Here is a 23,758-nt window from a genome sequence, read left to right on the forward strand (position 1 = left end):
GCTTACTCCTCGGGCGTCGCTTCGGTGGTCAGCTGGAGCGCGTGGAGCACGCCGCCCATCCGTCCACCCAGCGCCGCATAGACGGCCTGGTGTTGCCGCACGCGCGGCATGCCCCGGAACATGGGGGCGACAACCCGCGCTGCATAGTGGTCGCCGTCCCCTGCCAGATCGGTGATCTCGATCTGGGCGTCGGGGATGCCGGCGCGGATCAGCGCCTCGATCTCGGCAGCGGGCATCGGCATGTTACTTGGATTCCATCAGCTGGCGGCGCGCCTCGACGGTCTGCTCCTCGATCGCGCGGCGCACGGTGGCGTCGTCGATCTCGACATTCGCCGCGAGCATGTCGCCGAGCAGCTTGCGGATCACGTCCTCGTCGCCGGCTTCCTCGAAATCGGCCTGGACGACGGCCTTGGCATAGGCGTCGGTCTCTTCGGGCGTGAGGCCCATCTTGGCGGCGGCCCACTGGCCGAGCAGCTTGTTGCGGCGCGCGGTGATGCGGAACGCCATATCCTCGTCGCGCGCGAACTTCGCCTCGAACGCCCGTTCGCGATCGTCGAATGCGGTCATCATATGCCCCTTAGCTAAACTCGGGACCGAGATAGGAGGGCGGGGCCGCGCTGGCAACGGGGGAGGTTCCGGATGGCGGGCCGAAGCGTCCGTCCTACGCCACCAAGGCCGAGTTATCGACTTCAACGTCAAGGTATAACGGAGCCTCCAAACCATCGTCATTCCCGCGAAAGCGGGAATCCATTCGCCTGTACGCTGGGGGATAGGACCGCGGCTTCAGCGCCAATGGATCCCCGCCTTTGCGGGGATGACGCCGATATTGGGACCGGGCGAGTCCAACAGCGAGGGGAAGGATAGAGGTGCGGACGGTTGCGGAGGTCACAGGCGTAGCGCGATGGCGATGATCGCAGCGGCAATCAGAAATGGCGCCAGAAACGCCGCAACACCGCCGAACCACCCCCATTTCCGATAGGCCCGCTCGATCCCGAACTCCCAGCAGAATTCGAAAACGGCTCCCACGACCTCCGCCATGCCAACACCCCCAGGTACTACCGGAGCATCGCGCGCCTCCACTTTGAAGGCAAGCCGGAGACTCAAGGGCGCGTCGGTACCCCCTACCCCGCCACCCGCACCACCACCTTCCCGATCACCGCCCGCGCCGCCATCTTGGCGATGGCCGCGCCGCCCTCCGCAAACGGAAACACCTCCGTCACCCGCGGCGCGATCTTGCCGTCGCTCCACAGCCGGAACAGCGTGTCGACATGCGTGCGGTTGGCCTGGGGATCGCGCGCGGCGAAGGCGCCCCAGAACACGCCGCACACGTCGCAGCTCTTGAGCAGCGTCAGGTTGAGCGGCAGCTTCGGGATGCCCGCCGGGAAGCCCACCACCAGATAGCGCCCCTCCCAGCCGATCGCGCGCAGTGCCGGCTCGGCATAGTCGCCGCCGACCGGATCGTAGATCACGTCCGCCCCCTTGGGGCCGACCGCCGCCTTGAACGCCTCGGCCAGCGCCTTCGATGCTTCCTTGTCGAGGGGCCCGCGCGGATAGACGAGCGTCGCATCCGCCCCCGCCGCCCGCGCCGCCTCGGCCTTGTCCTCGGAGGAGACCGCCGCCACCACCGTCGCGCCGTATGCCTTGCCCAGCTCGATCGCCGCGAGCCCGACGCCGCCCGCCGCGCCGAGCACCAGCAGCGTCTGGCCGGCCTTCAGCTTGCCGCGATCAAGCAGCGCATGGATCGTCGTCGCATAGGTGAGCAGCAGTGCCGCACCGTCCTCGAAGCTGCGACCCTCGGGCAGCCGGTAGAGCTGCGCCGGGCTCAGCACCAGCTTCTCGACCAGCCCGCCATGGCCCGGCACCGCGATCACCCGGTCGCCCGGTGCCCAGTCGGTGACGCCCTCGCCTACCGCTTCGATCACACCGGCGATCTCGCCGCCCGGCGCGAACGGGCGGGGCGGCTTGAACTGGTAGCGATCCTCGATGATCAGCACGTCGGGATAGTTGATCGCGCAGGCGCGCACGCCAACCAGCACCTGGCCTTTCCCGACTGCGGGATCGGCCACCTCTTCCAGGCTTAGAGTATCAGGTCCGCCCGACGCCTTCGACAGCAACGCCTTCATGTCCGCCTCCACCAGCGATCCACGGGCGTTCATGCGCAACCGCGGATTCGAATTTCGAAATCGCGGTATCTTGTGCCAGCGTCATGCCGATCTCGTCCAGCCCCTGCATCAGGCAGTCGCGGCGGAACGGGTCGAGCTCGAAGGCGAAGCGGTCCTGGAAGTCCGTCGTGACGGTCATCGTCTCCAGGTCGACGGTGATCTCGTTGGCGGTCGCCACCTGCACCAGCCGGTCGATCGCCGCCTGCGGCAGCACGACGGTGACGATACCGTTCTTGAAGGCGTTGCCCGAGAAGATGTCCGAAAAGCTCGGCGCGATCACCGCCTTGATGCCCATATCGGCGAGCGCCCAGGCGGCATGCTCGCGGCTGGAGCCGCAGCCGAAATTCTCGCCTGCCACGAGGATCGGGCTGCCGGCATAGCGCGGATCGTCGAACAGGTTGCCCGGCTCCGCGCGAACGCTCTCGAACGCGCCCTTGCCCAGCCCCTCGCGCGTCGTGGTCTTCAGCCAGTGCGCGGGGATGATGATATCCGTATCGATGTTCTTCGCGCCCCAGGGATAGGCGCGCCCCGAAACCTGCTGGATCGGCTCCATCAGCGGCGCTCCGCCGACACGGTGTTCAGATGCATGGACACAGCTTTCCTAACGAGTGGCCGGCAGCCACCCCAATTTCCGGCAATCGGCCGCCCGCGTCAGCGCGGTGCGACGACGGCTCGCTCGAGCGCCGGGATCGTCTTGATCGGCGTCTCCGGCCGCGGATAGGCACCCGCATAGGCTGCGGCGACACCGCTCAGAATGGTTCCGGCAATCAATGCGACGAGCGCCTTTTTCACGGCGTCTCTCCCCTTAACTATTACGCCTGGTTCGCCATCAACTCGCGAACGTCGGTCAGGTGCCCGGTCACTGCCGCCGCCGCCGCCATTGCGGGCGAAACGAGGTGCGTGCGCGAACCCGGACCCTGGCGTCCTACGAAATTGCGATTCGAAGTGGAAGCACAACGTTCTCCGGCGGGAACCTTGTCCGGATTCATCGCCAGGCACATCGAGCAGCCCGGCTCGCGCCACTGGAAGCCCGCCTCCAGGAAGATCCGGTCGAGCCCCTCTTCCTCGGCCTGGCGCTTGACCAGTCCCGAGCCCGGCACGATCAGCGCCTGGCGGATGCGGTCGGCGACCTTGCGGCCCTGCACCACCGCGGCGGCGGCGCGCAGATCCTCGATGCGGCTGTTGGTGCACGACCCGATGAAGATGTGCTCCACCGGAATGTCCTGCATCGCGGTGCCGGGGGTGAGGCCCATATAGTCGAGCGAGCGCTGCGCGGCGGCGCGCTTCGAGGGATCGGCAAAGCTTTCCGGATCGGGGACGACGCCGGTGATCGGCACCACGTCCTCGGGGCTGGTGCCCCAGGTGAGCGACGGTGCGATGTCGGCCGCGTCGAGCGTCACCACCTTGTCGTAGGCCGCGCCCTTGTCGGTCGGCAGCGTCTTCCAATAGGCGACGGCGCGGTCCCATGCCTCGCCGGTCGGCGCCATTGGCCGGCCCTTGAGATAGTCGAACGTCTTCTGGTCCGGCGCGATCAGGCCCGAGCGCGCGCCGCCCTCGATCGACATGTTGGAGATGGTCAGCCGCCCCTCGATCGAGAGGTTGCGGATCACCTCGCCGGTGAATTCGATGACATAGCCGGTGCCGCCGGCCGCGCCGATCTTGCCGATGATCGCCAGCACCACGTCCTTGGCGCTGACCCCGTGGCCGAGCGTGCCGTCGACGCGGACTTCCATCGTCTTCGACTGCTTGAGCAGCAGCGTCTGGGTGGCGAGCACATGCTCGACCTCGCTGGTGCCGATGCCGAAGGCCAGCGCCCCCAGCGCGCCATGCGCCGAGGTATGGCTGTCGCCGCACACCAGCGTCGTGCCGGGCAGGGTGAAGCCCTGTTCGGGACCGACGACATGGACGATCCCCTGCCGCGCATCGAGCGCGTCGATATAGGGCACGCCGAACTCGGCGACATTGGCGCGGAGCGCGGAGAGCTGGCCGGCGCTGGCCGGATCGGCGATCGGCAGCGGGTTGCCGGCGGCATCGACGCGCGGGGTGGTCGGCAGGTTGTGATCGGGCACCGCGAGGGTAAGATCGGGACGACGCACCGTGCGATCCGCCGCGCGAAGGCCGGCAAAGGCCTGCGGGCTGGTGACTTCGTGGACGAGGTGCCGATCGATATAGATCAGGCAGGTGCCATCGTCCCGGCGCTCGACGACATGGTCGGCCCAGATCTTCTCATACAGGGTGCGCGGTTCACTCGACATGCGCGCGCTTTAGTCGAATCGTGCGCGGATGCAAGCTTTGGGGACATTTTCTGCTCCACCTTGCGCCTGCCTCTCCCGCTCCCGGACCGCCTGAGCGCCCGCAACCCGCCATGGCCATGCACCATGCCTCCCGACAAAGCTTTTATATTGGGCGTTGTATGATCGTGCGGGTTAGGTGGATAACTCTGGAGCAAGGGCCTTTTCGAAAAACCCTCGCGTCTTTTGGGGCAAATCCATGGAAGAAGACGAAACACCGGCGGATCACGACGGCGCCACGCTGCTCTACGATTACTTCAAGCATCTCACCGGGCTATGCCTGTTTTCGCTGGGCGGCGTAGCCGCGCTGACCGACAAGCTGGCGGGACGATCGCTGGTGCTGCTGGTCCTCACCTTGCTCGTGATCGGGCTGGCGGGCCTTGTCTCCTTCACGGCGACCGGAAGCATCGTGGACTCGCGCTCCACGGGCAAGCCGATCCGGCGCGACATCACCTATTGTCGCCATGCGGCGCCGCTGATGCTCTCGGTCGGCCTCGGCATGTTCCTCTATCTGTTCGTCACCGCGCGCGGCCACTGAGCGGCGGATCCAGGCGGGCCGGTTACTTCGCCGCCACCCCCCGCAAATAGCGCTGCACCGCCGCCACCTCGTCCGGCCGCAGTGCGTGGAGGTTCTCCTTCACGATCGTGCCCATGAAGCCGACGTTGCGGCCCCCTGCCCCGACGCCCTCGTGCAGCAGCCGCTGGAACTCCCCCGGCGCATAGCTTGCCGCCATCGGCGCGAGCGGGGGCACGGGCTTGCCGTCATGGGTGCGCGGCTCGGTGAGCGCGTGGCATTCGGAGCAGAGCACCTGCGTCAGGTACCGCCCCGGATCGGCGGGCCGTTTTGCCACTCCGTGCGGCTCCGCCACCAGGCTCGGCCGGGTGGCGCCGGTCAGGATCTTCCAGCGGCCGACGGGGCCGAACCAGGTGCTCGCCAGCACATCGTCGGGCGCGGGCCTGAGGCTGCGGACCCAGGCGATGATCCGGCCGACATCGTCGTCGGCGAGATAGGTCATCGACCAGGCGGGCATGAGGAAGACCGTCCGCCCTTCCTTCGTCACCCCCTGGCGGATCAGCCGGGCGAGTTCGGCATCGGAATAGCGCGCGGCGCTGCGCGCGATCGGCGGCGGGGCGACCTGCCCCTCGCGCCAGTCGACCGGGGTCCACACCGCGCCCTTGCCGTCGCCATGGCAGCTCTTGCAGCCGGTGAGCGTCGCCAGCCGCGATCCTTCGGCCAGCGAGGCGGTATCGTGCGGCACCGCGATGGCGCTCAGCGGCACGGCGTGGCTGCGGCAAAGTACCCATTCGGAGGCGCCGTACAGCCCGCCCGCCCCCAGCACCGCCAGCGCCGCCACGCCCAGCCCCAGTCGCACCAAGATCCGCATCGTCATTCCCCCCGGAAGGATGCGCCGCGCTATGCCAGAACCGGGCCGTCTCCGCCACGCTCCTTGGGCGAAACATAGGCCGGGTCGTGCGCGAAGGGCAGCGGGCCGCCGTTGCGGAGTGCCGCCAGCACGGCGGCGAAGTCGGTCTCGCAGCGGAACCCCAGCACGCGCTCGGCCAGCCCCGCATCATAGACCCGGCCGATGCTCGCCGGCAGCGTCCAGCCCCGCGCCGCATAGAGCGCCGCCGCCTCGGGGAACGCCTGCGCGATCACCGCCGCCGCGTCGCGCTTGAGGTCGCCGCAATCCGCCCGCACGAACGGCGTGGGCGCGGAGATCACGAACACGCCGTGGCCCACCATCGGCGCGCGCTCCAGCGCCGCCAGATGCGCCCGCGCCGCATCCTCCACCGTCAACCGGCGGTGGAGCAGTTCGTTGGCCTTGAGGTTCTCGCCCGAGGGCACGGCATGGGTGTCGTCGTCCTCCGGGAAGAAGCGGCTCGTGCGCAGCACGATCGTCGCCAGCCCCTGCTCGGCCCAGGCGATCCGGCACAGCCCCTCGGCGGCGAGCTTGGTGACACCGTAGATGTTGCGGGGGACAAGCGGGCCGCTGGTCTCGTCAAGCCACACCGCCGCCTCGCCCGCCTCGTCGCGGATCGCCTGGCTGATCATCAGCGAGGTGGTGGAGGTGAAGACGAACCGGTCATGCCCCGCCGCCGCCGCGCATTCGAGCAGGTTGAGCGTGCCCGCGACGTTCACGTCGAGGAAGGTCTGCGCCGGATAGCGGACGATGTCCGGCTTGTGCAGCCCGCCGGCATGGAGCACCGCCTCGATGCCCTGCTCGGCGAACACGCGCTCGACCAGCGCCCGATCGGCGACCGAGCCCAACACCTGCGTGTCCGCTCCCGGTGCCACGTCGAGCCCGATCACCGCATGCCCCGCCCCCCGAAGCATCGGCGCCAGGAAGCGTCCCAGCCAGCCCGACGATCCGGTGAGCAGCACCCGCATCAGGGGCGGCTCCCATATTTCCGCGCCAGCACCGCGCAGACGAACAGCTGGAGCTGGTGGAAGATCATCAGCGGCAGCACGATCAGGCTCACCGCGCCGCCCGGGAACAGGATGGTCGCCATCGGGATGCCGCTCGCCATGCTCTTCTTCGAGCCGCAGAAGACGATGGCGATCTCGTCCTCGGTCGAGAAGCCCAGCTTGCGGCTGCCGACCGTCGTCACCGCGATGACGATGCCGAGCAGCACCGCGTTGAACGCCAGCACCAGCGCAAGATCGGCCAGCGACACCCGGCTCCACACGCCGGCGACCATCCCCTCGCTGAACGCGGCATAGACGACCAGCAGGATCGATCCGCGATCGACCACCATGGTCAGCGTGCGATGCTTGAGGATGAAGGCGCCGATCAACGGCCGCGCCGCCTGCCCGGCCGCGAAGGGCAGCAGGATCTGCATCGCGATCGATTCGAGCTGCGCCAGCGAGAAGCCCGCGCCGCTGCCGTGCGGCAGCAGCAGCGCGGCGAGCAGCGGGGTGATGATCACCCCGATCAGGTTGGAGAGCGAGGCGCTGCACAAGGCCGCCGGCACATTGCCCCGCGCGATCGAGGTGAAGGCGATCGACGACTGCACCGTCGAGGGCAGCAGGCAGAGGAACAGCAGGCCGAGCGCGATTCCGCCCGGCAGCAGCTGGCCGGCAACCGCATAGACGCCGAGCCCGAGCAGCGGGAAGAACAGGAAGGTGCTGAGGAACACCGTCAGCTGCAGCCGCCAGTTCGTCAGCCCCGCCCAGATCGCCGAGGGTGCGAGTCGCGCGCCATAGAGGAAGAACAGCAGCGCGACGGCGATCGTCACCGCCTGGTCGGCGATGCTCGCGCCGATGCCGCGCGCAGGGAACAACGCGGCCAGGCCCACCGTGCCCAGCAGCATCAACAGATAGGGATCGATCCAGCGACGAAGGGCGGCCATGCGGGTACTCACACCATGGATAGTGCGGTCGCCCATGCGCGCACCTGCAGCCCCGTGCAAGCGCTCAGGCTGCAGCCGGCAAGGGGCTCCGCTGCACCTGCTCGCCCGCATCCGCCCAGTCGGGGCGGCGGCGGACAAAGGGGTTGAGGAACAGGAAGGGCAGCTTCACGAACAGCAGCTCGGAATGGATGAAGCTGTCCACCGCGCGCTCCCACCAGCGCGGCGCGCGCTTGCCATGGGCGCGCAGCCAGCCGTCATAGGGCGCCCAGTGGCTCGGCTCGTCCTGCTCGATGATCCGGAAGATGCGGGTGAGCACCTTGTCGCTCAGCACCGCCGGGTGGTTGAGCAGGATGTGGACCTGCCGATGGCCGCGCTGCTCGGTGAGCGAGATCACCCGGCAGAGCTTCTCGAACTCGGCATCGTCCTCGATCAGTTTGCGGGTATCGAGCGTGTCGATGGTGCGGCGGAACATGATCTCGACGAAGCGATCGATGTGGCCGAAGGTCCGGTCGAGCGCGAGCGGCATGCGGCCCTGCAGCTCGAACCACCGCTTGAACATCTGATAATGCTTGCGCTCGTCGGCGCGGTGCTGCTCGATCGCGGCGATCAGCGCGTGGTCGTGCGGGGCACGGGCGCGAACCGCCTCGAGCACCCGGTCGATGCTCGTATAGCCGCGATGCTCGTTGTAGATGTAGATCGACCCCAGCAGGTCGAGATAGCGGCGGCGGAACGCGGACAACATGGGCCAGACGCTATGCGTCTGATTTATTTCCGTCAATCAATCGTTCTTGACGAAGAAATGGTCGATCACGTCCTTGGCCAGCCGCGCCGGGCGCTTGGTCTCCGCATCGAGGCAGCACCAGCTCGACTTCACCTCGGCGAGCACCTCGGAACCGCGGCGGATGATCGTTTCGTAAAAGGCACGGGCACCCTGGACCTTCTCCAGCAGCACGGTGGCGACCACGTCGTCCTCCAGGAACGCCGGGCGGCGATAGGTGATCTCGTGCTTGAGCGCGACCCAGAGGTGCTCGGCCACCGCCTCGACCGGGGCCAGCGCCTGCCAATGGCTGACCACCGCCGCCTGTACCCATTTCAGATAGGAGGCGTTGTTCACATGTCCCATGAAGTCGATGTCGTCCTGGGCGACGTCGACCCGGAATTCGAAGGGAATCGCGGTGTTGCTCACCCCTGCATCATAGACCAGCGGGGCCGAACAAGCGAGCCGGCGACAGACGAAATTCGGCGGATGTCGAGCACGTCCGCCAAGCCGCGCATGCCGTAGCGGAAGCCGATCAGGCCGGGCCGATTTCCAGCCGCTTGGCCAGCGTGTCGCGGCGCGCATCGAGCTCGTGCCGGGCGCGCTCGATCAGCTCCAGCTCGGTGGCTTCGAGCAGGTCGTCGACCACCCCGCGCAGGTGCCGCCGCATCGCCGCGCGCGCCCCGTGCGGATCGCGGGCATGGAGCGCGTCGAGGATCGGGCGATGCTCGTCATAGCGCGGATTGACGCCGTTGCGGCGCGCGCGATCGAACATGTTGGCGCACAGCGGCGAGCGGCTGCGCAGGTCCCACAGATATTCCACCACGCTGCGGATCGCCGAATTGCCGGTCGCGTTGGCCACCGCGATGTGGAAGCGGTGATCGGCATCGAACAGCGTCGCGTTGCCGGTCGCCGGATCGGCCATCTCGGCGGCGATATGGTCGAGTTCGGCCAGCTGCTCGGCGGTGATCGACACCGCTGCCAGTGCTGCCGCTTCGCCCTCGAACAGGATCCGCGCCTCGGTCAGGTCGAAGGCGCCGATATCGAGATTGAGCGCATCCTCGCGCAGCCCGCCCGAATTGTCGCGGTGGGTGACGTAGAGGCCCGAGCCATGCCGTGCCTCGATCCAGCCCTTCATCTCGAGCGCGATCATCGCCTCGCGGATCGTCGGGCGGCTGACTTTATATTCTTCGGCCAGATCGCGTTCGCCGGGAAGGCGCGTGCCGGGCGCCCAGCGGCCCGCCTCGATTCCGTCCGCGATCGACGCGGCCACGCGCTGGTAGAGTTTGCTGCGGTTTAGTTTCATCAACTCATCTCATAGGCGAGCGGCGGATTTTCGCAAAGCCTTTGGCCTTACCAATCAGTCCCGAAAGCGGTCGGGGCGATAGCGGCCGGGATCGAGCGCGGGCGTGCCGCCGAGCAGCAGCCGGCATGCCAATTGGGCAGCCGCGGGCGCCGTCTGGATGCCGAAGCCGCCCTGCCCGGCGCACCAGAAGAAGCCGGGGGTCGCGGGATCGAAGCCATAGACCGGCCGCCGATCGGGCGCGAAGCTGCGCAGGCCCGCCCAGCGATGCTCGAGCGCCGCGACCCGCCAGTCGACCACCTGCTCGAAGCGGTGGATGGCGGTGGCGACGTCGATCTCCTCCGGCGCGGCATCGCAGGGTGGGCTGTCCACTTCGTCATGCGGCGTGAGCCACAGCCGCCCGCCGGCCTCGGGCTTGAAATAGAAGGTCCCGCCGAGGTCGCTGACCAGCGGGCAACCGGCAGGGGGCGCGGGATCGGTGCGCAGCTGCACCATGGTGCGGCGATAGGCGCGGATGCCGATCGGCGTGGCGCCGGCCAGCACCGCCACCGCGTCCGCCCAGGCACCGGCGGCGTTGACCAGCTGGGCGGCGGCGAACGCACCGGCACGGGTTTCGAGCTGCCAGCTACCGTCCGCGCGGGTCGCCCCGATCAGCGCCGCCGAGCAGTGGAGCACCGCGCCGGCCGCCCTGGCGCGGGCGAGGAAGTGCTGATGCAGCGCGGCCACGTCGATATAGGCGCAGCCGGGTTCGAGGACGCCGAGCGCCCAATCCTCCCGCAGCCCCGGCACCAGCGCGCGCGGATCGACGGCATCCAGCGCCACGCCGCTGCCCTCGAAGGCGGCGAGAAAGGCGTCGACCTGCGCCTGGTCGCCCGCACGGGCGAGGTGCAGCTCGCCGAGCGGGTCCAGAAAATCTCCGTCGCGCAGCATCGGGCCCGAGGCGGTGGTCAGCGGCTGGATGTCGGGCCCGCCATAGGTTTCGGACCAGAAGGCGGCCGATCGGCCGGTGGCGTGATAGCCGGGCCGGTCCTCGGCTTCGAGCAGCAGCACGCGGGCGTGCGGCGCCAGTTCGGCGGCGAGACTGGCCCCGGCGATGCCGGCGCCGACAATGGCAACGTCGTAGCGGCTCACCGGCGGGGCGCCCGCGCATCGAGAAAGCCCGCGATCGCGGCGAGGGCACGATCGCGCACCGGATCGGCCTCGCGCAGGATCTCGTGCGCGCTCTCCGGCCCGAAGCGCAGCAGCGCCGCATCGGGCAAGCGCGGCGCGATCCGAAGTGCTGCCCGCGCATCGACCAGCCCGTCCGCCTCGGCGACCAGCAGCAGCAGCGGCGTGCGCACCGCCTCGATCGGGCCTGCCTCGAGATCCGCCATCGAGCGGAACGCCTCGACCAGCCATTGCCAGCTGGGCGGGCCGGTCAGCAGCGCGCGGTCCTGCGCCTGCCACCAGAGTTCGTCGGCATAGCGATCGGGATCATGGGTGAGCAGATTGGCCCGCGTTTCGGTGGTATAGGGCTTTTCATTGCCCTTCCAGGCAGGCCGCCGCGGATCGCCGAGCCGCGACAACAGCCGCGCCGTCGGTGCCGCCAGCCGACCGAGCGCGCTGCGCACGCCCAGCATCGGCGCGATCAGCACCGCCGCGTCGGGCGCGATCGCGCCTTCGACCAGTCCGCGCAGCACCAGATGCCCGCCCATCGAATGCCCCATCACCACATGCGGGCCGGGCGTCTCCGCCATCCACTGCGCGGCGAACGCGCGGAGGTCGGCGATATAGGCCGCGAAATCGCCGATATGCCCGCAATTGGCCTTGGGCGTCAGCCGGCCCGAGCCGCCCTGCCCGCGCCAGTCGAACGCGGTGATCGTCCAGCCCTGGGCATGCCAGTACGCGAAGCTCTCCAGATATTTCTCGAACACGTCGCCGCGGCCGGTCTGGAACAGGATGCTGCCGCGCCCGCCCGGCGCGGGCCAGTGGAAGCGCCGGAGCATCCAGCCATCGGGCGCCGGCCAGCGATCGACGTTCGCGCCTTCAGGGATTTCGCGCGCAACCTTCCGGGAAACTGCCATGCGTCGTGGTTACGGTTTCGTAAGCCGGTCCGTCTACCCATTTGGGCCATGGGGGCGATCTTCCAGGCATGTCTGCTCGGCGCGCTCGCGCTGGTCCTGGTCTCGGCCGGGGTCGAGGACGTGCGCTTCCGCACCATCGCCAACGCCAAGAACGCAGCCATCGCGCTGGCCGCACCGCTCTGGTGGTGGGCGAGCGGGATGGGCCTCTGGCCGGACATTGCCGTCCAGATCGGATGGGCCGGCCTTGTCTTCGCGCTGTTCGCCGGTGCGTTCGCGCTGAACATGATGGGCGGCGGCGACGTGAAGCTGATCGGCGCGCTGGCGCTGTGGCTGCCACTGGCGCCGCTGCTCCGCATGCTGCTGCTGATGTCGCTGCTGGGCGGCGCGCTCACGCTGTTGATGTTGCTGCACAAATGGATCCGCCGGCGCGGCACGGCTGCCGCCGCGATCGAGGTGCCCTACGGCGTCGCGATCACCCTCGCCGCGCTGATTGTCCTTTGCGAACCGATTCTTAACCGAATTGGATGATGCTTAACGCGGCCAATACCGGGTCGGCCAACGAAGTGTGAAGAGGCACAACACAGGATGGACGCACGTAGGCTATTGCTGCTCGTCGGTGCGCTGGTGGTCGCCGCGATCACCGCGTTCATGGCGCGCAGCCTCGTCGTGGGGAGCCCTGCGCCCGTCGCCGGTGCGATGCCGAACGGCGTGGCCGCCCCGCCGGCTGCCCCGGTCAACACCACCGAAGTGCTGGTCGCCAAGCGCGCGCTGCCGGTGGGCACGATCCTCGATCCGACCGCACTCGAATTCCGCCCCTGGCCCAAGGATCTGGTGCAGGGCGCCTATTATGTCCGCGGCCAGAGCGAGCCGGCCAAGCTGCAGGGCACCGTCGTCCGCTTCGCCATCCCCGCCGGCCAGCCGGTCACCCAGGGCGCGCTGGTCAAGCCGGGCGACCGCGGTTTCCTTGCCGCCGCCCTCGGCCCCGGCATGCGCGCGGTGACCGTCCCGGTTTCCGCCCAGAGCGCGGTCGCCGGCTTCGTCTTTCCGGGCGACCATATCGACCTGATCCTGACGCAGACGGTGAATGGGGACGGCCCGCCGCTGCGTGCCTCGGAAACGGTGCTGCGCAACCTGCGCGTGCTCGCCACCGACCAGCGCACCGACAAGCAGACCGACGACAAGGGCAAGACCGTCGTCGTCGGCTATTCCACCGTCACCGTCGAGGCGACGCCGAAGATCGCCGAGAAGATCGCGGTGGCGCAGACCGTCGGCAGCCTCTCGCTGTCGCTGCGCTCGATCGCCGACACGCAGAGCGACCTGGACGAGGCGATCGCCAGCGGCGCGGTGACCGTGCCGGACGATCCCAAGAAGGAAAAGGCGTTCCTCGCCCGCGCCGCCAGCCGCCCCCAGGACGATGGCGACAGCTATGTCACCGGCGCGGACGTGTCGCGCTTCCAGCGTCGAACCGTGCCCGCCAAGGAAGGCGCGCCTGGCGGCATGGCGCCAGCCGGCCCCGCCTCTGCTGTCGTGTCCGGCTATCCCGGCGCCGCACCGCAGCCGATCGGGCCTGTCGTCCGCGTCGTGCGCGGCAGCGATGCGAGCCTCGTCCCCGTGAGCGGAAAGAACTGAGATGCAGCGCACCCTTCCCCTCGGCCTGGGCGCGCTCGCGTCGCTGCTCGCCGCCCAGCCTGCGCTCGCGCAGGGCCGCCCCGCCAAGCCGGTCGCCCGCATGGCGCAGCTGCCCGCCGGCAGCCAGCGCCCGGCGCGCGAGGTGCTGCTGTCGATCGGCGAGGGCGAACTCGTCACCCTGCCCGCCGCCGCGACCAATGTCTGGACCTCGAACCCGAGCGTCGCCGACGTCTATGTCGCAAGCACGCGGCAGATCCACCTCTATGGCAAGGCCTTTGGCGAAGCGACGGTGTTCGCCACCAACGCCGCCGGCGCGGTGATCTACTCGGCGAGCGTCCGCGTCAGCCAGAACATCAGCAGCATCGATGCGATGATGAAGGCGGCGATGCCGGATTCCGACATCACCGTCACCACCGTCGGCCAGATCGCGGTGCTCAACGGCACCGTCCGTTCGCCGCAGGACAGCGAGCAGGCGCAGCGGCTGGTCACCAGCCTGCTCAATCCGGGCGTGAAGATCGACGATGCCAGCACGCCGCTCAAGATCGGCGTGGTCAATCGCCTGCGCACCGCCACCCCGTTGCAGGTTCAGTTGCAGGTGCGCTTCGCCGAAGTGAGCCGCAGCTTCGTCAAGAACCTCAACGTCAACCTGACCAACCGCGACCATGGCAGCTTCCTGTTCGGGATCAATCAGGGCAAGCAGGGGTCGATCACGACCTGGACCGGCGACACGCAGGATCCCGCGAGCGGCGCGGTGAAGGGCAGCAAGGTGTTCACCTTCCCCAGCCCCAGCACCGGCAACACGCTGCTCGGCGCGGCGGGGCATTTCCTCGGCACCGATCTGCTCGCCAGCCTCGATTTCGGCGAGACGATCGGCCAGGTCTCCACCCTCGCCTCGCCCAGCCTCACCGCGCTCTCGGGCGAGACGGCGAACTTCCTGGCCGGCGGCGAGATCCCGATCCCGATCGCCCAGGCGCTCGGCACGACCACCGTCGAGTACAAGCAGTACGGCGTCAGCCTCGCCTTCACCCCCACCGTGCTGGCGGACGGGCGCATCTCGCTCCACGTGCGCCCGGAAGTGTCGCAGCTCTCGTCCTCGGGCGCGGTGACGCTGGCCAACACCACCATCCCCGCACTCACCACCCGCCGCAGCGAGACGACGGTCGAGCTGGGCTCGGGCGAGAGCATGGTGATCGGCGGGCTGCTGCAGAACACCCACAACAACTCGATCACCAAGACGCCGGGGCTGGGCGACATGCCGGTGCTCGGCGCGCTGTTCCGCTCCAACGCCTTCCAGCGCAACGAGACCGAGCTGGTGATCGTGATCACGCCGTATCTCGTGCGGCCGGTCAACGCGAACCAGATCCGCCTGCCGACCGACGGCTACAAGGCGCCGAACGATTTCGACCGCATTTTCATGGGCGAGCTTGCCGGCGGCAAGAGCGGCGGCGACCGGCCGATGCCGAGCATGGCGCCGCCCAGCGCCGCGCCGTCGACCGAGGCGCTGGCCCCCACGCCGATCGCGCCGCCCCGTTCCGGCCGCAAGTCCCGGGGCGCGGCTGCCGCGCCGGGCTTCGGCCTGTGATGCGCCTGCTGAGGAGAACCGCCTTGTTCCCGCGCCCCGCCCTCGCCCTCGCCGTCCCTGCGCTGCTGCTCGCCGGATGCGCCGGCTATAATGGCAGCCTCGATTCGGTGCACCAGCCGGTGGTCAGCCGGCAGGACCTGACGCTCGACCTCCAGGCCTCGAACGGCCGCCTCGCGCCCGGCGAGGACCACCGGCTCGCCGAATGGATGGGCGCGATGAACCTGCGCTACGGCGACCGGCTGTCGATCGACGACGGCGCCGACGGCAGCACCGGCCGCACGCAAGTCGCCGCCGCCGCCGGCCGCTACGGGCTGATGCTCGCCGATCGCGCGCCGGCCACCGGGCGACCGAGCGGCAGCGACAGCGTCCGCGTCGTGCTCACCCGCACCAGCGCCAGCGTGCCCGGCTGCCCCGATTATTCGCACCCAAGCATGATGACGGCGGATGCCAGCACCAGCTCCAATTTCGGCTGCGCCACCGCGTCCAACCTGGCCGCGATGGTCGCCGATCCGGCCGATCTGGTGCGCGGCGCCCCCGGCTCCCCCACCGCCGATCCGCAGACCATGACCAAGGCGATCGGCGCCTATCGCGCGGCCGTGCCCTCGGGCAGCGGCGGCACGACGGTGAAGAGCGAGTCCGCCGGAGGGCCGAAGTGAACGCGCCGTTCAACCCGGGCCGCGCCGCCAGCCGCGAACCGTTCACCGCCTTCGTGTGCGACGAGGCCACCGCCGAGCTCATGCGGCCGATCGCAGTGGAGCTCGGCTGGTCGCCGGAAAAGGTCAACAAGGGCGGCCTGCGCAACGCGGTGCAGACGCTGGCCGTCTCCGCCAGCCCGAACATCCTGTTCGTCGACCTGTCGGAATCGGGCGACCCGCTCAACGACATCAACGCGCTCGCCGAGGTTTGCGAGCCCGGCACCATCGTGCTCACGGCCGGCGCGGTGAACGACGTGCGGCTCTACCGCGACCTGATCGCGAGCGGCATCCAGGATTATCTGCTCAAGCCGATCAACCCGGACATGCTGCGCGACGCGTTCCTGCATGCGCAGGTGACGCTCGCTGCGCCCAAGCAGACCGAGGCGATCGTCGGCCATCCGCACTGTACCGTCGCCGTGATCGGCACCCGCGGCGGCTGCGGCGCCACCAGCATCGCCGCCTCGATCGCCTGGCTGCTCAGCGAGCGCGCGGCGCGGACCACCGCGCTGCTCGACCTCGACGTGCATTTCGGCACCGGCGCGCTGGCGCTCGATCTGGAGCCGGGCCGCGGCCTGACCGACGCGATCGAGAACCCCAGCCGCATCGACGGGCTGTTCATCGAACGCGCGATGGTCCGCGCCTCGGAGCGACTGGCGGTGCTCTCCGCCGAGGCGCCGATCAACGCGCCGATGCTGGGCGACGGCGCGGCCTTCTACCAGCTGCAGGAGGAGATGCGCGGCGCCTTCGAATGCACGGTGACCGATCTGCCGCGCCAGATGCTGGTGCAGCATCCGCATCTGATCGCCGATGTGCAGGTGGCGGTGCTCGCGACCGAGCTGACCCTCGCCGCCGCGCGCGACGCGATCCGCATCCTCAGCTGGTTCAAGTCGAACGCGCCCCAGACCCAGCTGTTCATCGTCGCCAACAAGGTGCCGCAGGCCGGCCTGCTGGAGATCAGCCGCAAGGATTTCGAAGGCTCGATCGAGCGCCGCATCGATTTCCTCGTGCCGTTCGAACCCAAGATCGCCAGCCAGGCCGCCAAGCTGGGCAAGACCATGGCCGAGGTGGGCAAGAACCAGCGCAGCTTCGCCCCGCTGACCGACCTCAGCCGCCGCATCCTCGAGATCACCGACGCCGGCGAGGAGGGCGACGCCAAGGCGACCGCCAAAGGCGGGTCGCTGCTCAGCAAGCTCGGCGACCTCAAGGCGCTGATGGCGAGCAAGAAGAAATAGGGCGATGGGGCTGCTGCCGCTCCTGATGGTGGGCCTGGGCGCCGCGGCGGTGCTGGCGCTGCTCGTGCTGGCGCTGTCCGGCCCCTCGGCGCAGCGTGCCAGCGCGCGGCGGCTGACCTCGCTGCGCGACCGGCATCTGGTGAGCGCGACCGGCGCCAACGCGATGGAGGCGCAGCTCCGCCGCATCTCCACCGCCCAGGCCAGCGGCTTCGAGCTTACCTTCGCGCGGCTGCTGCCCAACCAGGCGCAGCTCGAAAAACGGCTGGCGATGACCGGCAAGAGCTGGACCGTCGGCCAGTACGGCCTCGCCACGCTGGGCCTCGGCATCGCCGTCGCGGCGTTGCTGCTGGTCAAGGGCGCGCCGCTGCTGCTGGCGCTGGTGTTCGGCACGTTCGTCGGGCTGTGGGTGCCGCATTTCGTCGTCGGCTTCTTCGTGAAGCGCCGTGTCGCGAAGTTCACCGCCACCTTCCCCGACGCGATCGATCTGCTCGTCCGCGGCCTGCGCTCGGGCCTGCCGATCACCGAGACGATGGGCGTCGTCGGTCAGGAAATGACGGGTCCGGTGGGCGAGGAATTCCGCGGCATCAGCGACAAGATGAAGATCGGCCGCACGCTCGACGCGGCGCTGCAGGAGACCGCCGATCGGCTCGGCACGCCCGAGTTCCAGTTCTTCACCATCACCATCGCGATCCAGCGCGAGACCGGCGGCAACCTCGCCGAGACGCTGAACAATCTGTCCGACGTGCTGCGCAAGCGCTCGCAGATGAAGCTCAAGATCAAGGCGATGTCGTCGGAGAGCAAGGCATCGGCGCTGATCGTCGGCTCGCTGCCGTTCATCGTGTTCGGCCTCGTCTGGTTCATCAACAACAACTACATGATGCACTTCTTCACCGATCAGCGGCTGATCGTCGCCGGCGGCGGCGGGCTCGTGTGGATGGCCATCGGCGCCTTCATCATGGCCAAGATGGTCAATTTCGAGATCTGACGGCGATGGAACCCACCGGCCCCACCCTGCTCGGCATCGACGTCACCTGGGTCGCGACGATCCTGTCGGCGGTCGCCGCCCTCGCGGTGCTCGTCGCGATCTACGCCGCGACCACGGTGCGCAACCCGATGTCGCGGCGGGTGAAGGCACTCAACGAACGCCGCGAGGAGCTCAAGGCGGGCATCGCCGCCACCCCGTCCAAGCGCCGCGTGAAGCTGGTCCAGCGCAGCGACACGACCGATCGCATCCGCAGCCTGCTCTCCTCGCTCAAGGTGCTCCAGGACGAGCAGCTCAAGGTCGCCCAGCTCAAGCTGCTGCGTGCCGGCATCCGGCGGCGCGAATGGGCGGTGGGCGTGATCTTCGGCCGGCTGGTGCTGCCGATCGTGGTCGGCGGCCCGATGCTGTACGTCGTCTACGGCACCGATACGTTCGCCACCTGGTCGCCGCTCAAGGCCTATGGCCTGGTCGCCGGCAGCTTCATCCTCGCGTACAAATTCCCCGACCTCTACCTGAAGAACCGCATCCAGAAGCGCAGCGACGCGATCCGCAAGGGCCTGCCCGACGCGCTCGACCTGCTGGTGATCTGCGCCGAGGCGGGCCTGACGGTGGACGCCGCCTTCGGCCGCGTCGCCAAGGAACTGGGCCGCGCCTATCCGGAACTGGGCGAGGAATTCTCGCTCACCGCGATCGAGCTGGGCTTCCTCACCGACCGCCGGGCGGCGTTCGAGAATCTTGCGCTCCGCATCGATCTCGAAGCAATTCGCGGCGTCGTCACGACGATGATCCAGACCGAGAAGTATGGCACCCCCCTCGCCTCCGCGCTGCGCGTGCTTTCTGCAGAATTTCGTAACGAAAGAATGATGCGCGCAGAGGAAAAGGCCGCACGACTTCCTGCAATCATGACCGTGCCGCTGATCCTGTTCATCCTGCCGGTATTGTTCATCGTCATTCTTGGGCCCGCAGCATGCTCAATCAACGATGCGTTGATGCGCTGAGGCCGGGGGAACCTTGATCGTCCCGGCAGGTTGTGCGCGAGACTGTTGGAGCCCGCGCATGAACGACCTGCCCTACACCACCCCGCTGCAGTTTCTCGGGCTCGCGCTTGCCCTGGTGGCCGGGTGGCTGCTCGGTCTCGCCAGCAACCGCAGCGGCCGCAAGTGGCGCGATCGCTTCGAGGCGGAAGAGGCCGCCCACCAGGCGCTCCGCGAGGAACTGACGGTGGCGAACAGCCGCATCCGCGATCTGGAAGCCGCCAATAGCCGGCTCGAGCGTAGCCTGGCCGACCGGCGGCCGGCGCCCGTCGCGGACCCGGCACCCGACAAGCGTGACTCGGCGATGCGCAGCTGGTTCTATGGCGGCACCGATGTGCTCGCCCGCATCCGCGGCATCGACGAGCATCGCGAACGCCAGCTCAACCAGCTGGGCATCCAGCATTTCCGCGACATCGAGAACCTGCCGGGCGAGGACGAACTGCCCCTCGAGGATCGGCTCGGCCTGCCGCGCGGGACGATCGTGGACGAGCATTGGCGCGAGCAGGCCGCGCTGCTGCGCGCCGGTCGTACCGACGAACATGCAAGGCGGTTCGGCCAGCGCGTCTGACCAACGCGAACAATTCAGTTGACTGTCGCCCGGGCACCACGCCCGGGCGCTTTCGTTTGTGCAGCAATCTGCCGCAGCTCTCCCATTTGCAAACGCGCATTCACCTGTGATAGCTGTGCAATGCCAGCAGGTTGACGGACCGGCCGCCCCCCGGAACGCGCGATAGCGACGATGCGGCTGCATAACCGATCCAACACCAGCGCCGCGAAAAATTCCCACAGGTAGCACATTTGTCCGCAAGTGGCTTGACAATTGGTCAGGCCTCTATGACAGTTCAGGTCATACCGGACGTCAGTTCCGGGACAAAATGAAGAACGCCGCAGACAGGGTTCGCTAACCGGAAGAGGGGTGGTTTGATGCCGTTTCAACCAGAAATTGGGGCGCATCGCGCCCGCGCCGGTACCAAGTTGGTACTGCTCTCCGCAGCCTGTGTGGCAGCGCTCGCCTTTGGCGGCTCCGCCATGGCCCAGACCAGCGACCAGCCCACCGCCCAGAGCCAGGACGAGCCGGGCGGCGAGATCGTGGTAACCGGCTTCCGCTCCAGCCTCGCCTCCGCGCTCGACGCGAAGCGCAAGGACATCCGCATCACCGACGGCATCTCCGCGGAGGATATCGGCAAGTTCCCGGCGCAGAACATCACCGAGGCGATCCAGCGCATTGCCGGCGTCCAGATGTCGAACATCAACGGCCGCGGCTCGACGATCAGCATCCGGGGCCTGGGCGCCCAGTACGCCCGCACGACGATCAACGGCCAGACCTTCGCGAGCGCCGACTTCAAGGACGGCTTCCGCTACGACATCATCCAGACCGACCTCGCCAGCGCGATCCAGGTGGTCAAGTCGCCGACGGCCGACATGGACACCGGCGGCCTGTCGGGCACCGTCAACATCGATACGGTCAAGCCACTTGCCTATAAGGGCCCGCACTTCATCGTCGGCGTGAAGGGCTACAACTCCGAATATCGCGGCAAGGAATGGACGCCCAAGGTCAGCGGCGCGTACATCGACAGCTTCGCCGGCGGCACGCTCGGCGTGATGGCGAACGTCAGCTACCAGAAGCTGAAGGATCGCGGCGACTACGTCTTCATCAAGAACTGGTACAATGCCGGCGTCATCGATCCCGATGTCCGCGTGCCGGGCAATCTGCGCTATCGCCGCATCGATCGCGACACCGAGCAGCTGATGGCCAGCGGCGCGATCCAGTGGAAGCCGGCCGACAATTTCGAAGCGCTGCTCCAGGGCGAATATTCACGCGACCACACCCGCTACACCACGCGCCAATATGTGTTCGGCCGCTGGGCTTCCAGCGCGGTCACGGTGAACGGCAAGGCCAACGGCATCGCCAACAACATCACGATCAGCAATTTCAACGTCGACAACAACACCCAGCCCGAACTGCGCAACCTCAAGACCCAGGCCTATACCGGCACGATCAACTGGCAGCCGGGCGACAGCTGGAAGGTGCATGCCGTCGCCCATTATACCAAGGGGGACGCGGCGCTCTACGAATGGGCGTCGATCGACGAAGTGAAGTTCGCCCAGGGCGGCACGCTCGACATCTCGAACCCGAGCAACATCAAGTGGACCACGCAGAGCCTGACCGACGGCTCGCTCTGGAACAACGCCAACCGCACCTGGTTCGCGTTCGTCGACGGCGCGACGCACCTCCAGACCGCGAAGGACAAGGCCGCGCAGGTCGACCTGACCAAGGACCTTGGCTGGCACGGCATCCAGTCGCTGGTGCTCGGCGCCAAATACCATCATGAGAGTTTCTCGACCCGCGCCTTCCGCCACGATCGCGACGGCGACGTCACCGATCCGGTGACCTACCCCGAGTTCAACTATATCCCGAACCTCGGCACCACGGGCCAGCTGGTCACCAACTTCCTCGACGGCGCGATGTCGATCCCGCACGCTTTCCTGTCGACCAACGCCGATGTCTGGCAGAGCCTGCTCGCCTCCAAGGGCATCACCGTGCCCGACGTGCCGGACTGGCCCAGCACCTACCGCGTCGATCGCTACGTGCCCGCGGTCTATGCGATGGCCAATGTCAACACCACCGTCGGCGGCATGGCGCTGCGCGGCAACCTTGGCGTGCGCTACGAGCATACCCACCAGAACGTCACCGCCAGCCTGACCGACGGCACCGGCAGCGATGCCGCGCTGCTCGGCCTGCAGCACATCGTCCAGGATTACGGCAACGTCCTGCCGAGCGCGAGCTTCGCGCTCGATATCACGCCGAAGCTGGTCGCCCGCTTCGCCGCCGCCAAGGTGCTGGTGCGCCCGCTGCTCAACAGCCAGACGCAGATGGCCGACACCATCAGCACCGGCATTTCGCAGCAGAAGCGCCCCTTCACCAGCGTCTCGGGCGGGGAATCGCGCCTCAAGCCGCTCACGGCGAACCAGCTCGACCTCAGCCTGGAATATTACCATGGCCGCGGCAACTCGGTGAGCATCGCCGGCTTCTACAAGGCGGTGAAGAACGGCACCTTCACCCAGTTCTATTGCCCCAGCTCGTACAACGGCGTGGCGCTGAACGGCGTGACCACGGACTGCCAGTCGGCGGACCTGAAGAGCGACTACAGCTTCAGCCGCGTGCTGAACGACAACCGCACGATCCACATCAAGGGCGTCGAGATCGCGGCCTCGGAGAATTTCGACGGCATCCTGCCGATCAAGGGCTTCGGTGCCACGGGCAACGTCACCATCGTGGATACCGACGCCAGCGCGCTGGGCACCGGCTTCAACCTGCGCGACCTGTCGAAGTTCACCGCCAACATCACGCCCTATTGGGAAAACGAGATGTTCAGCGTGCGCTTCTCGGTGAACCACCGCAGCTCGTACCGGCAGGATGCCGCCAGCAGCTTCTTCGTCAACGGCGGCGAGATCCACACGGTGCGCGCCCGCACCCAGATGGACCTGGCGCTCGGCTTCACGCCCAACAAGTGGCTGAGCTTCACCGGCGGCATCATCAATCTGAACAACACCCACGAAGACGCCTATCAGACCACCGCGGACACCTTCCAGATGGCCAGCCGCACCGGTCGCACCTTCTATTTGTCGGCCACGACCAAGTTCTGATCGACGAACCCCGGGCTATCCCCGGAAGCGCCCCTCTTCCCATGCGGAAGGGGGGCGTTTCTCGAAAATACGCAAAGGGTACCCAGCGTTCAGTCTACGCCGGGATCGCGGTAGCCGTATACATCCATGTCGATCGATCTAGGCGTCCAGTCCCGGTCCGCCCATTCGCTAGCAAACTTCAAAATATGTTCGCAGAATTTACCGTAACTCACGCCTTGAGACATTGCCAAGCGCTCACGAACAATACGATCATATATAAAGAATGCATCCGGAATATGAAAATGAAGATATTTCGAGCAGAAAGATATACGAGCATTAACTGCACGACGATCTTTAGGGGCTCCCCACTCCTCGCAGATAAATGAAACTATTTCCTTTTGAAGATAAGCGTGAATATCTACAATTTCCGGCAGATTTCCAATACTAACCCTTCCCAGGGATCGGACATCAGCTAGTTTTTGATCGAGATCCGACCTCTTTAGTCGCCGTGCGACGCCCTCAAAAAAGCTTCCCTCGTAACCAAAACATGAGTCGCCTATGCCCCGCTTTGGTGAAGCGAGGTAAAATTTTCCAATAAGGTCGAGTTTGGAAGCGGTCGCTCCGACGTCCGAATGATCCGGAAATCGCTCGCATAATTCATAGAGGAACAGGTTTGCTACGCCCCCGGCAGCCTCGCGATCGGATGGACGAGGAGAACGTCGCGCCTTACTGATCTTGGCGGAGTCTCGACCGCTCTGGGCCCGCACTGCTCGCTCGACGTCCACGTTCCCCCGCAAGAATTCCCTTCCGTGGAAACCAAATCCTGCTGGCCACCCGAAGTTGGCTGAAAACAGATCATGCCCCTCGGCCTGGTGATGTGTCAGGCATAGGTTCTGAACGAAATCATCCTCGTTCCTCCAGCTAATGTCACCCGGGATGCGGCTCTTCGAAGTGTTGAATGGGGCAGCGTCGCGCAAGCCATGATGCTTTGCCGCCACTGGATTCTGGCATCCTGGAAATTCACAAATAGACATAGCACTCCCTCCTAGA

General features: G+C 67.5%; 26 protein-coding genes. 10 read left to right on the top strand and 16 right to left on the bottom strand.

Going from position 1 to position 23,758, the window contains the following annotated elements:
- Nucleotides 1-2: 2 nt before the first annotated feature.
- From QZ814_RS12360 to leuC, 7 genes are all read right to left on the bottom strand, one after another.
- A complete protein-coding gene (locus QZ814_RS12360) occupies nt 3-242 on the bottom strand; it encodes a BolA family transcriptional regulator (protein ID WP_064313164.1) in 240 nt (79 codons plus the stop codon).
- 1 nt (nt 243) lies between these two features.
- Nucleotides 244-567: a DUF1476 domain-containing protein gene (locus tag QZ814_RS12365; protein ID WP_116470848.1), complete on the bottom strand. Its 324-nt coding sequence runs from the start codon at nt 565-567 to the stop codon at nt 244-246.
- Between the two features lie 318 nt (nt 568-885).
- Entirely contained in the window at nt 886-1,038 is a 153-nt protein-coding gene (locus QZ814_RS12370) for a hypothetical protein (RefSeq protein ID WP_294332646.1), read from the bottom strand.
- A gap of 83 nt (nt 1,039-1,121) precedes the next feature.
- On the bottom strand, nt 1,122-2,123 hold the full coding sequence (locus QZ814_RS12375; protein ID WP_294332717.1) for an NADPH:quinone oxidoreductase family protein: 1,002 nt from the start codon (nt 2,121-2,123) through the stop codon (nt 1,122-1,124).
- Nucleotides 2,086-2,715 (bottom strand): 3-isopropylmalate dehydratase small subunit, encoded by a 630-nt coding sequence (gene leuD / locus QZ814_RS12380; protein WP_294332647.1) that lies wholly within the window; start codon nt 2,713-2,715, stop codon nt 2,086-2,088. Before leuD ends, QZ814_RS12375 begins: the two co-directional genes overlap by 38 nt.
- A gap of 98 nt (nt 2,716-2,813) precedes the next feature.
- The gene (locus QZ814_RS12385; protein WP_294332649.1) at nt 2,814-2,954 is read right to left on the bottom strand and encodes a hypothetical protein; all 141 of its coding nucleotides are present in this window, start codon (nt 2,952-2,954) and stop codon (nt 2,814-2,816) included.
- 20 nt (nt 2,955-2,974) lie between these two features.
- Nucleotides 2,975-4,417, bottom strand: a complete 1,443-nt coding sequence (leuC, locus tag QZ814_RS12390) for a 3-isopropylmalate dehydratase large subunit (RefSeq protein ID WP_294332651.1) — start codon at nt 4,415-4,417, stop codon at nt 2,975-2,977.
- A 235-nt stretch (nt 4,418-4,652) separates the two neighbouring features.
- Here leuC and QZ814_RS12395 point away from each other — a divergent pair, with 235 nt between their 5' ends.
- A complete protein-coding gene (locus QZ814_RS12395) occupies nt 4,653-4,991 on the top strand; it encodes a hypothetical protein (RefSeq protein WP_294332654.1) in 339 nt (112 codons plus the stop codon).
- 22 nt (nt 4,992-5,013) lie between these two features.
- Here the strand turns inward: QZ814_RS12395 and QZ814_RS12400 are convergent, their stop codons facing one another.
- From QZ814_RS12400 to QZ814_RS12435, 8 genes are all read right to left on the bottom strand, one after another.
- Nucleotides 5,014-5,838 carry a cytochrome c gene (locus QZ814_RS12400; protein WP_294332656.1) on the bottom strand — a complete coding sequence of 275 codons (825 nt, stop codon included), beginning with the start codon at nt 5,836-5,838 and terminating at the stop codon, nt 5,014-5,016.
- A gap of 29 nt (nt 5,839-5,867) precedes the next feature.
- Nucleotides 5,868-6,842 carry an NAD(P)-dependent oxidoreductase gene (locus tag QZ814_RS12405; protein WP_294332658.1) on the bottom strand — a complete coding sequence of 325 codons (975 nt, stop codon included), beginning with the start codon at nt 6,840-6,842 and terminating at the stop codon, nt 5,868-5,870.
- On the bottom strand, nt 6,842-7,804 hold the full coding sequence (locus tag QZ814_RS12410) for a bile acid:sodium symporter family protein (protein ID WP_294332661.1): 963 nt from the start codon (nt 7,802-7,804) through the stop codon (nt 6,842-6,844). The genes QZ814_RS12405 and QZ814_RS12410 overlap by 1 nt, the downstream gene beginning before the upstream one ends.
- 64 nt (nt 7,805-7,868) lie before the next feature.
- The gene (locus QZ814_RS12415) at nt 7,869-8,546 is read right to left on the bottom strand and encodes a ferritin-like domain-containing protein (protein ID WP_294332663.1); all 678 of its coding nucleotides are present in this window, start codon (nt 8,544-8,546) and stop codon (nt 7,869-7,871) included.
- A 36-nt stretch (nt 8,547-8,582) separates the two neighbouring features.
- Nucleotides 8,583-8,990 carry a thioesterase family protein gene (locus QZ814_RS12420; RefSeq protein WP_294332665.1) on the bottom strand — a complete coding sequence of 136 codons (408 nt, stop codon included), beginning with the start codon at nt 8,988-8,990 and terminating at the stop codon, nt 8,583-8,585.
- 106 nt (nt 8,991-9,096) lie between these two features.
- Nucleotides 9,097-9,867, bottom strand: coding sequence for a FadR/GntR family transcriptional regulator (locus QZ814_RS12425; RefSeq protein ID WP_294332669.1), 771 nt, complete (start codon nt 9,865-9,867; stop codon nt 9,097-9,099).
- 54 nt (nt 9,868-9,921) lie between these two features.
- Nucleotides 9,922-10,995 carry an FAD-binding oxidoreductase gene (locus tag QZ814_RS12430; protein WP_294332671.1) on the bottom strand — a complete coding sequence of 358 codons (1,074 nt, stop codon included), beginning with the start codon at nt 10,993-10,995 and terminating at the stop codon, nt 9,922-9,924.
- The gene (locus tag QZ814_RS12435) at nt 10,992-11,927 is read right to left on the bottom strand and encodes an alpha/beta hydrolase (RefSeq protein WP_294332673.1); all 936 of its coding nucleotides are present in this window, start codon (nt 11,925-11,927) and stop codon (nt 10,992-10,994) included. The genes QZ814_RS12430 and QZ814_RS12435 overlap by 4 nt, the downstream gene beginning before the upstream one ends.
- 48 nt (nt 11,928-11,975) lie before the next feature.
- Between QZ814_RS12435 and QZ814_RS12440 the strand changes: the two genes are divergently transcribed.
- The 9 genes from QZ814_RS12440 to QZ814_RS12480 all read left to right on the top strand — a co-directional run bounded on the left by QZ814_RS12440 (nt 11,976) and on the right by QZ814_RS12480 (nt 22,729).
- Nucleotides 11,976-12,455, top strand: coding sequence for a prepilin peptidase (locus tag QZ814_RS12440; protein ID WP_294332675.1), 480 nt, complete (start codon nt 11,976-11,978; stop codon nt 12,453-12,455).
- Between the two features lie 57 nt (nt 12,456-12,512).
- Complete coding sequence (gene cpaB / locus QZ814_RS12445) at nt 12,513-13,556, top strand: Flp pilus assembly protein CpaB (protein ID WP_294332676.1); 1,044 nt, start codon at nt 12,513-12,515, stop codon at nt 13,554-13,556.
- Nucleotide 13,557: 1 nt separating this feature from the next.
- Complete coding sequence (locus QZ814_RS12450) at nt 13,558-15,138, top strand: type II and III secretion system protein family protein (RefSeq protein ID WP_294332679.1); 1,581 nt, start codon at nt 13,558-13,560, stop codon at nt 15,136-15,138.
- A gap of 23 nt (nt 15,139-15,161) precedes the next feature.
- Nucleotides 15,162-15,794: a CpaD family pilus assembly lipoprotein gene (locus tag QZ814_RS12455; RefSeq protein ID WP_294332681.1), complete on the top strand. Its 633-nt coding sequence runs from the start codon at nt 15,162-15,164 to the stop codon at nt 15,792-15,794.
- Complete coding sequence (locus tag QZ814_RS12460) at nt 15,791-17,065, top strand: pilus assembly protein CpaE (protein ID WP_294332683.1); 1,275 nt, start codon at nt 15,791-15,793, stop codon at nt 17,063-17,065. The genes QZ814_RS12455 and QZ814_RS12460 overlap by 4 nt, the downstream gene beginning before the upstream one ends.
- A 4-nt stretch (nt 17,066-17,069) precedes the next feature.
- Nucleotides 17,070-18,050 carry a type II secretion system F family protein gene (locus QZ814_RS12465; RefSeq protein ID WP_294332685.1) on the top strand — a complete coding sequence of 327 codons (981 nt, stop codon included), beginning with the start codon at nt 17,070-17,072 and terminating at the stop codon, nt 18,048-18,050.
- Nucleotides 18,051-18,055: 5 nt separating this feature from the next.
- Nucleotides 18,056-19,045 carry a type II secretion system F family protein gene (locus QZ814_RS12470; RefSeq protein WP_294332687.1) on the top strand — a complete coding sequence of 330 codons (990 nt, stop codon included), beginning with the start codon at nt 18,056-18,058 and terminating at the stop codon, nt 19,043-19,045.
- A gap of 58 nt (nt 19,046-19,103) precedes the next feature.
- Nucleotides 19,104-19,649, top strand: coding sequence for a hypothetical protein (locus QZ814_RS12475; protein ID WP_294332689.1), 546 nt, complete (start codon nt 19,104-19,106; stop codon nt 19,647-19,649).
- Between the two features lie 356 nt (nt 19,650-20,005).
- Nucleotides 20,006-22,729: a TonB-dependent receptor gene (locus QZ814_RS12480; RefSeq protein ID WP_294332691.1), complete on the top strand. Its 2,724-nt coding sequence runs from the start codon at nt 20,006-20,008 to the stop codon at nt 22,727-22,729.
- An 89-nt stretch (nt 22,730-22,818) separates the two neighbouring features.
- Here the strand turns inward: QZ814_RS12480 and QZ814_RS12485 are convergent, their stop codons facing one another.
- Nucleotides 22,819-23,742: a hypothetical protein gene (locus QZ814_RS12485; RefSeq protein WP_294332693.1), complete on the bottom strand. Its 924-nt coding sequence runs from the start codon at nt 23,740-23,742 to the stop codon at nt 22,819-22,821.
- Between the last annotated feature and the right edge of the window lie 16 nt (nt 23,743-23,758).

The sequence above is a fragment of the uncultured Sphingomonas sp. genome, from assembly GCF_913777625.1.
Taxonomy (GTDB): Bacteria; Pseudomonadota; Alphaproteobacteria; order Sphingomonadales; family Sphingomonadaceae; genus Sphingomonas.

Bases quoted from the DNA above. Each gene is read 5' to 3' on its own strand.
- QZ814_RS12415 (WP_294332663.1), bottom strand. From the start codon at position 8,546: ATGTTGTCCGCGTTCCGCCGCCGCTATCTCGACCTGCTGGGGTCGATC.
- leuD (WP_294332647.1), bottom strand. From the start codon at position 2,715: ATGGAGCCGATCCAGCAGGTTTCGGGGCGCGCCTATCCCTGGGGCGCG.
- QZ814_RS12435 (WP_294332673.1), bottom strand. From the start codon at position 11,927: ATGGCAGTTTCCCGGAAGGTTGCGCGCGAAATCCCTGAAGGCGCGAAC.
- QZ814_RS12395 (WP_294332654.1), top strand. From the start codon at position 4,653: ATGGAAGAAGACGAAACACCGGCGGATCACGACGGCGCCACGCTGCTC.
- cpaB (WP_294332676.1), top strand. From the start codon at position 12,513: ATGGACGCACGTAGGCTATTGCTGCTCGTCGGTGCGCTGGTGGTCGCC.
- QZ814_RS12370 (WP_294332646.1), bottom strand. From the start codon at position 1,038: ATGGCGGAGGTCGTGGGAGCCGTTTTCGAATTCTGCTGGGAGTTCGGG.
- leuC (WP_294332651.1), bottom strand. From the start codon at position 4,417: ATGTCGAGTGAACCGCGCACCCTGTATGAGAAGATCTGGGCCGACCAT.
- QZ814_RS12375 (WP_294332717.1), bottom strand. From the start codon at position 2,123: ATGAAGGCGTTGCTGTCGAAGGCGTCGGGCGGACCTGATACTCTAAGC.
- QZ814_RS12450 (WP_294332679.1), top strand. From the start codon at position 13,558: ATGCAGCGCACCCTTCCCCTCGGCCTGGGCGCGCTCGCGTCGCTGCTC.
- QZ814_RS12465 (WP_294332685.1), top strand. From the start codon at position 17,070: ATGGGGCTGCTGCCGCTCCTGATGGTGGGCCTGGGCGCCGCGGCGGTG.
- QZ814_RS12365 (WP_116470848.1), bottom strand. From the start codon at position 567: ATGACCGCATTCGACGATCGCGAACGGGCGTTCGAGGCGAAGTTCGCG.
- QZ814_RS12480 (WP_294332691.1), top strand. From the start codon at position 20,006: ATGCCGTTTCAACCAGAAATTGGGGCGCATCGCGCCCGCGCCGGTACC.
- QZ814_RS12410 (WP_294332661.1), bottom strand. From the start codon at position 7,804: ATGGCCGCCCTTCGTCGCTGGATCGATCCCTATCTGTTGATGCTGCTG.
- QZ814_RS12360 (WP_064313164.1), bottom strand. From the start codon at position 242: ATGCCGATGCCCGCTGCCGAGATCGAGGCGCTGATCCGCGCCGGCATC.
- QZ814_RS12470 (WP_294332687.1), top strand. From the start codon at position 18,056: ATGGAACCCACCGGCCCCACCCTGCTCGGCATCGACGTCACCTGGGTC.
- QZ814_RS12475 (WP_294332689.1), top strand. From the start codon at position 19,104: ATGAACGACCTGCCCTACACCACCCCGCTGCAGTTTCTCGGGCTCGCG.
- QZ814_RS12485 (WP_294332693.1), bottom strand. From the start codon at position 23,742: ATGTCTATTTGTGAATTTCCAGGATGCCAGAATCCAGTGGCGGCAAAG.
- QZ814_RS12400 (WP_294332656.1), bottom strand. From the start codon at position 5,838: ATGCGGATCTTGGTGCGACTGGGGCTGGGCGTGGCGGCGCTGGCGGTG.
- QZ814_RS12405 (WP_294332658.1), bottom strand. From the start codon at position 6,842: ATGCGGGTGCTGCTCACCGGATCGTCGGGCTGGCTGGGACGCTTCCTG.
- QZ814_RS12425 (WP_294332669.1), bottom strand. From the start codon at position 9,867: ATGAAACTAAACCGCAGCAAACTCTACCAGCGCGTGGCCGCGTCGATC.
- QZ814_RS12440 (WP_294332675.1), top strand. From the start codon at position 11,976: ATGGGGGCGATCTTCCAGGCATGTCTGCTCGGCGCGCTCGCGCTGGTC.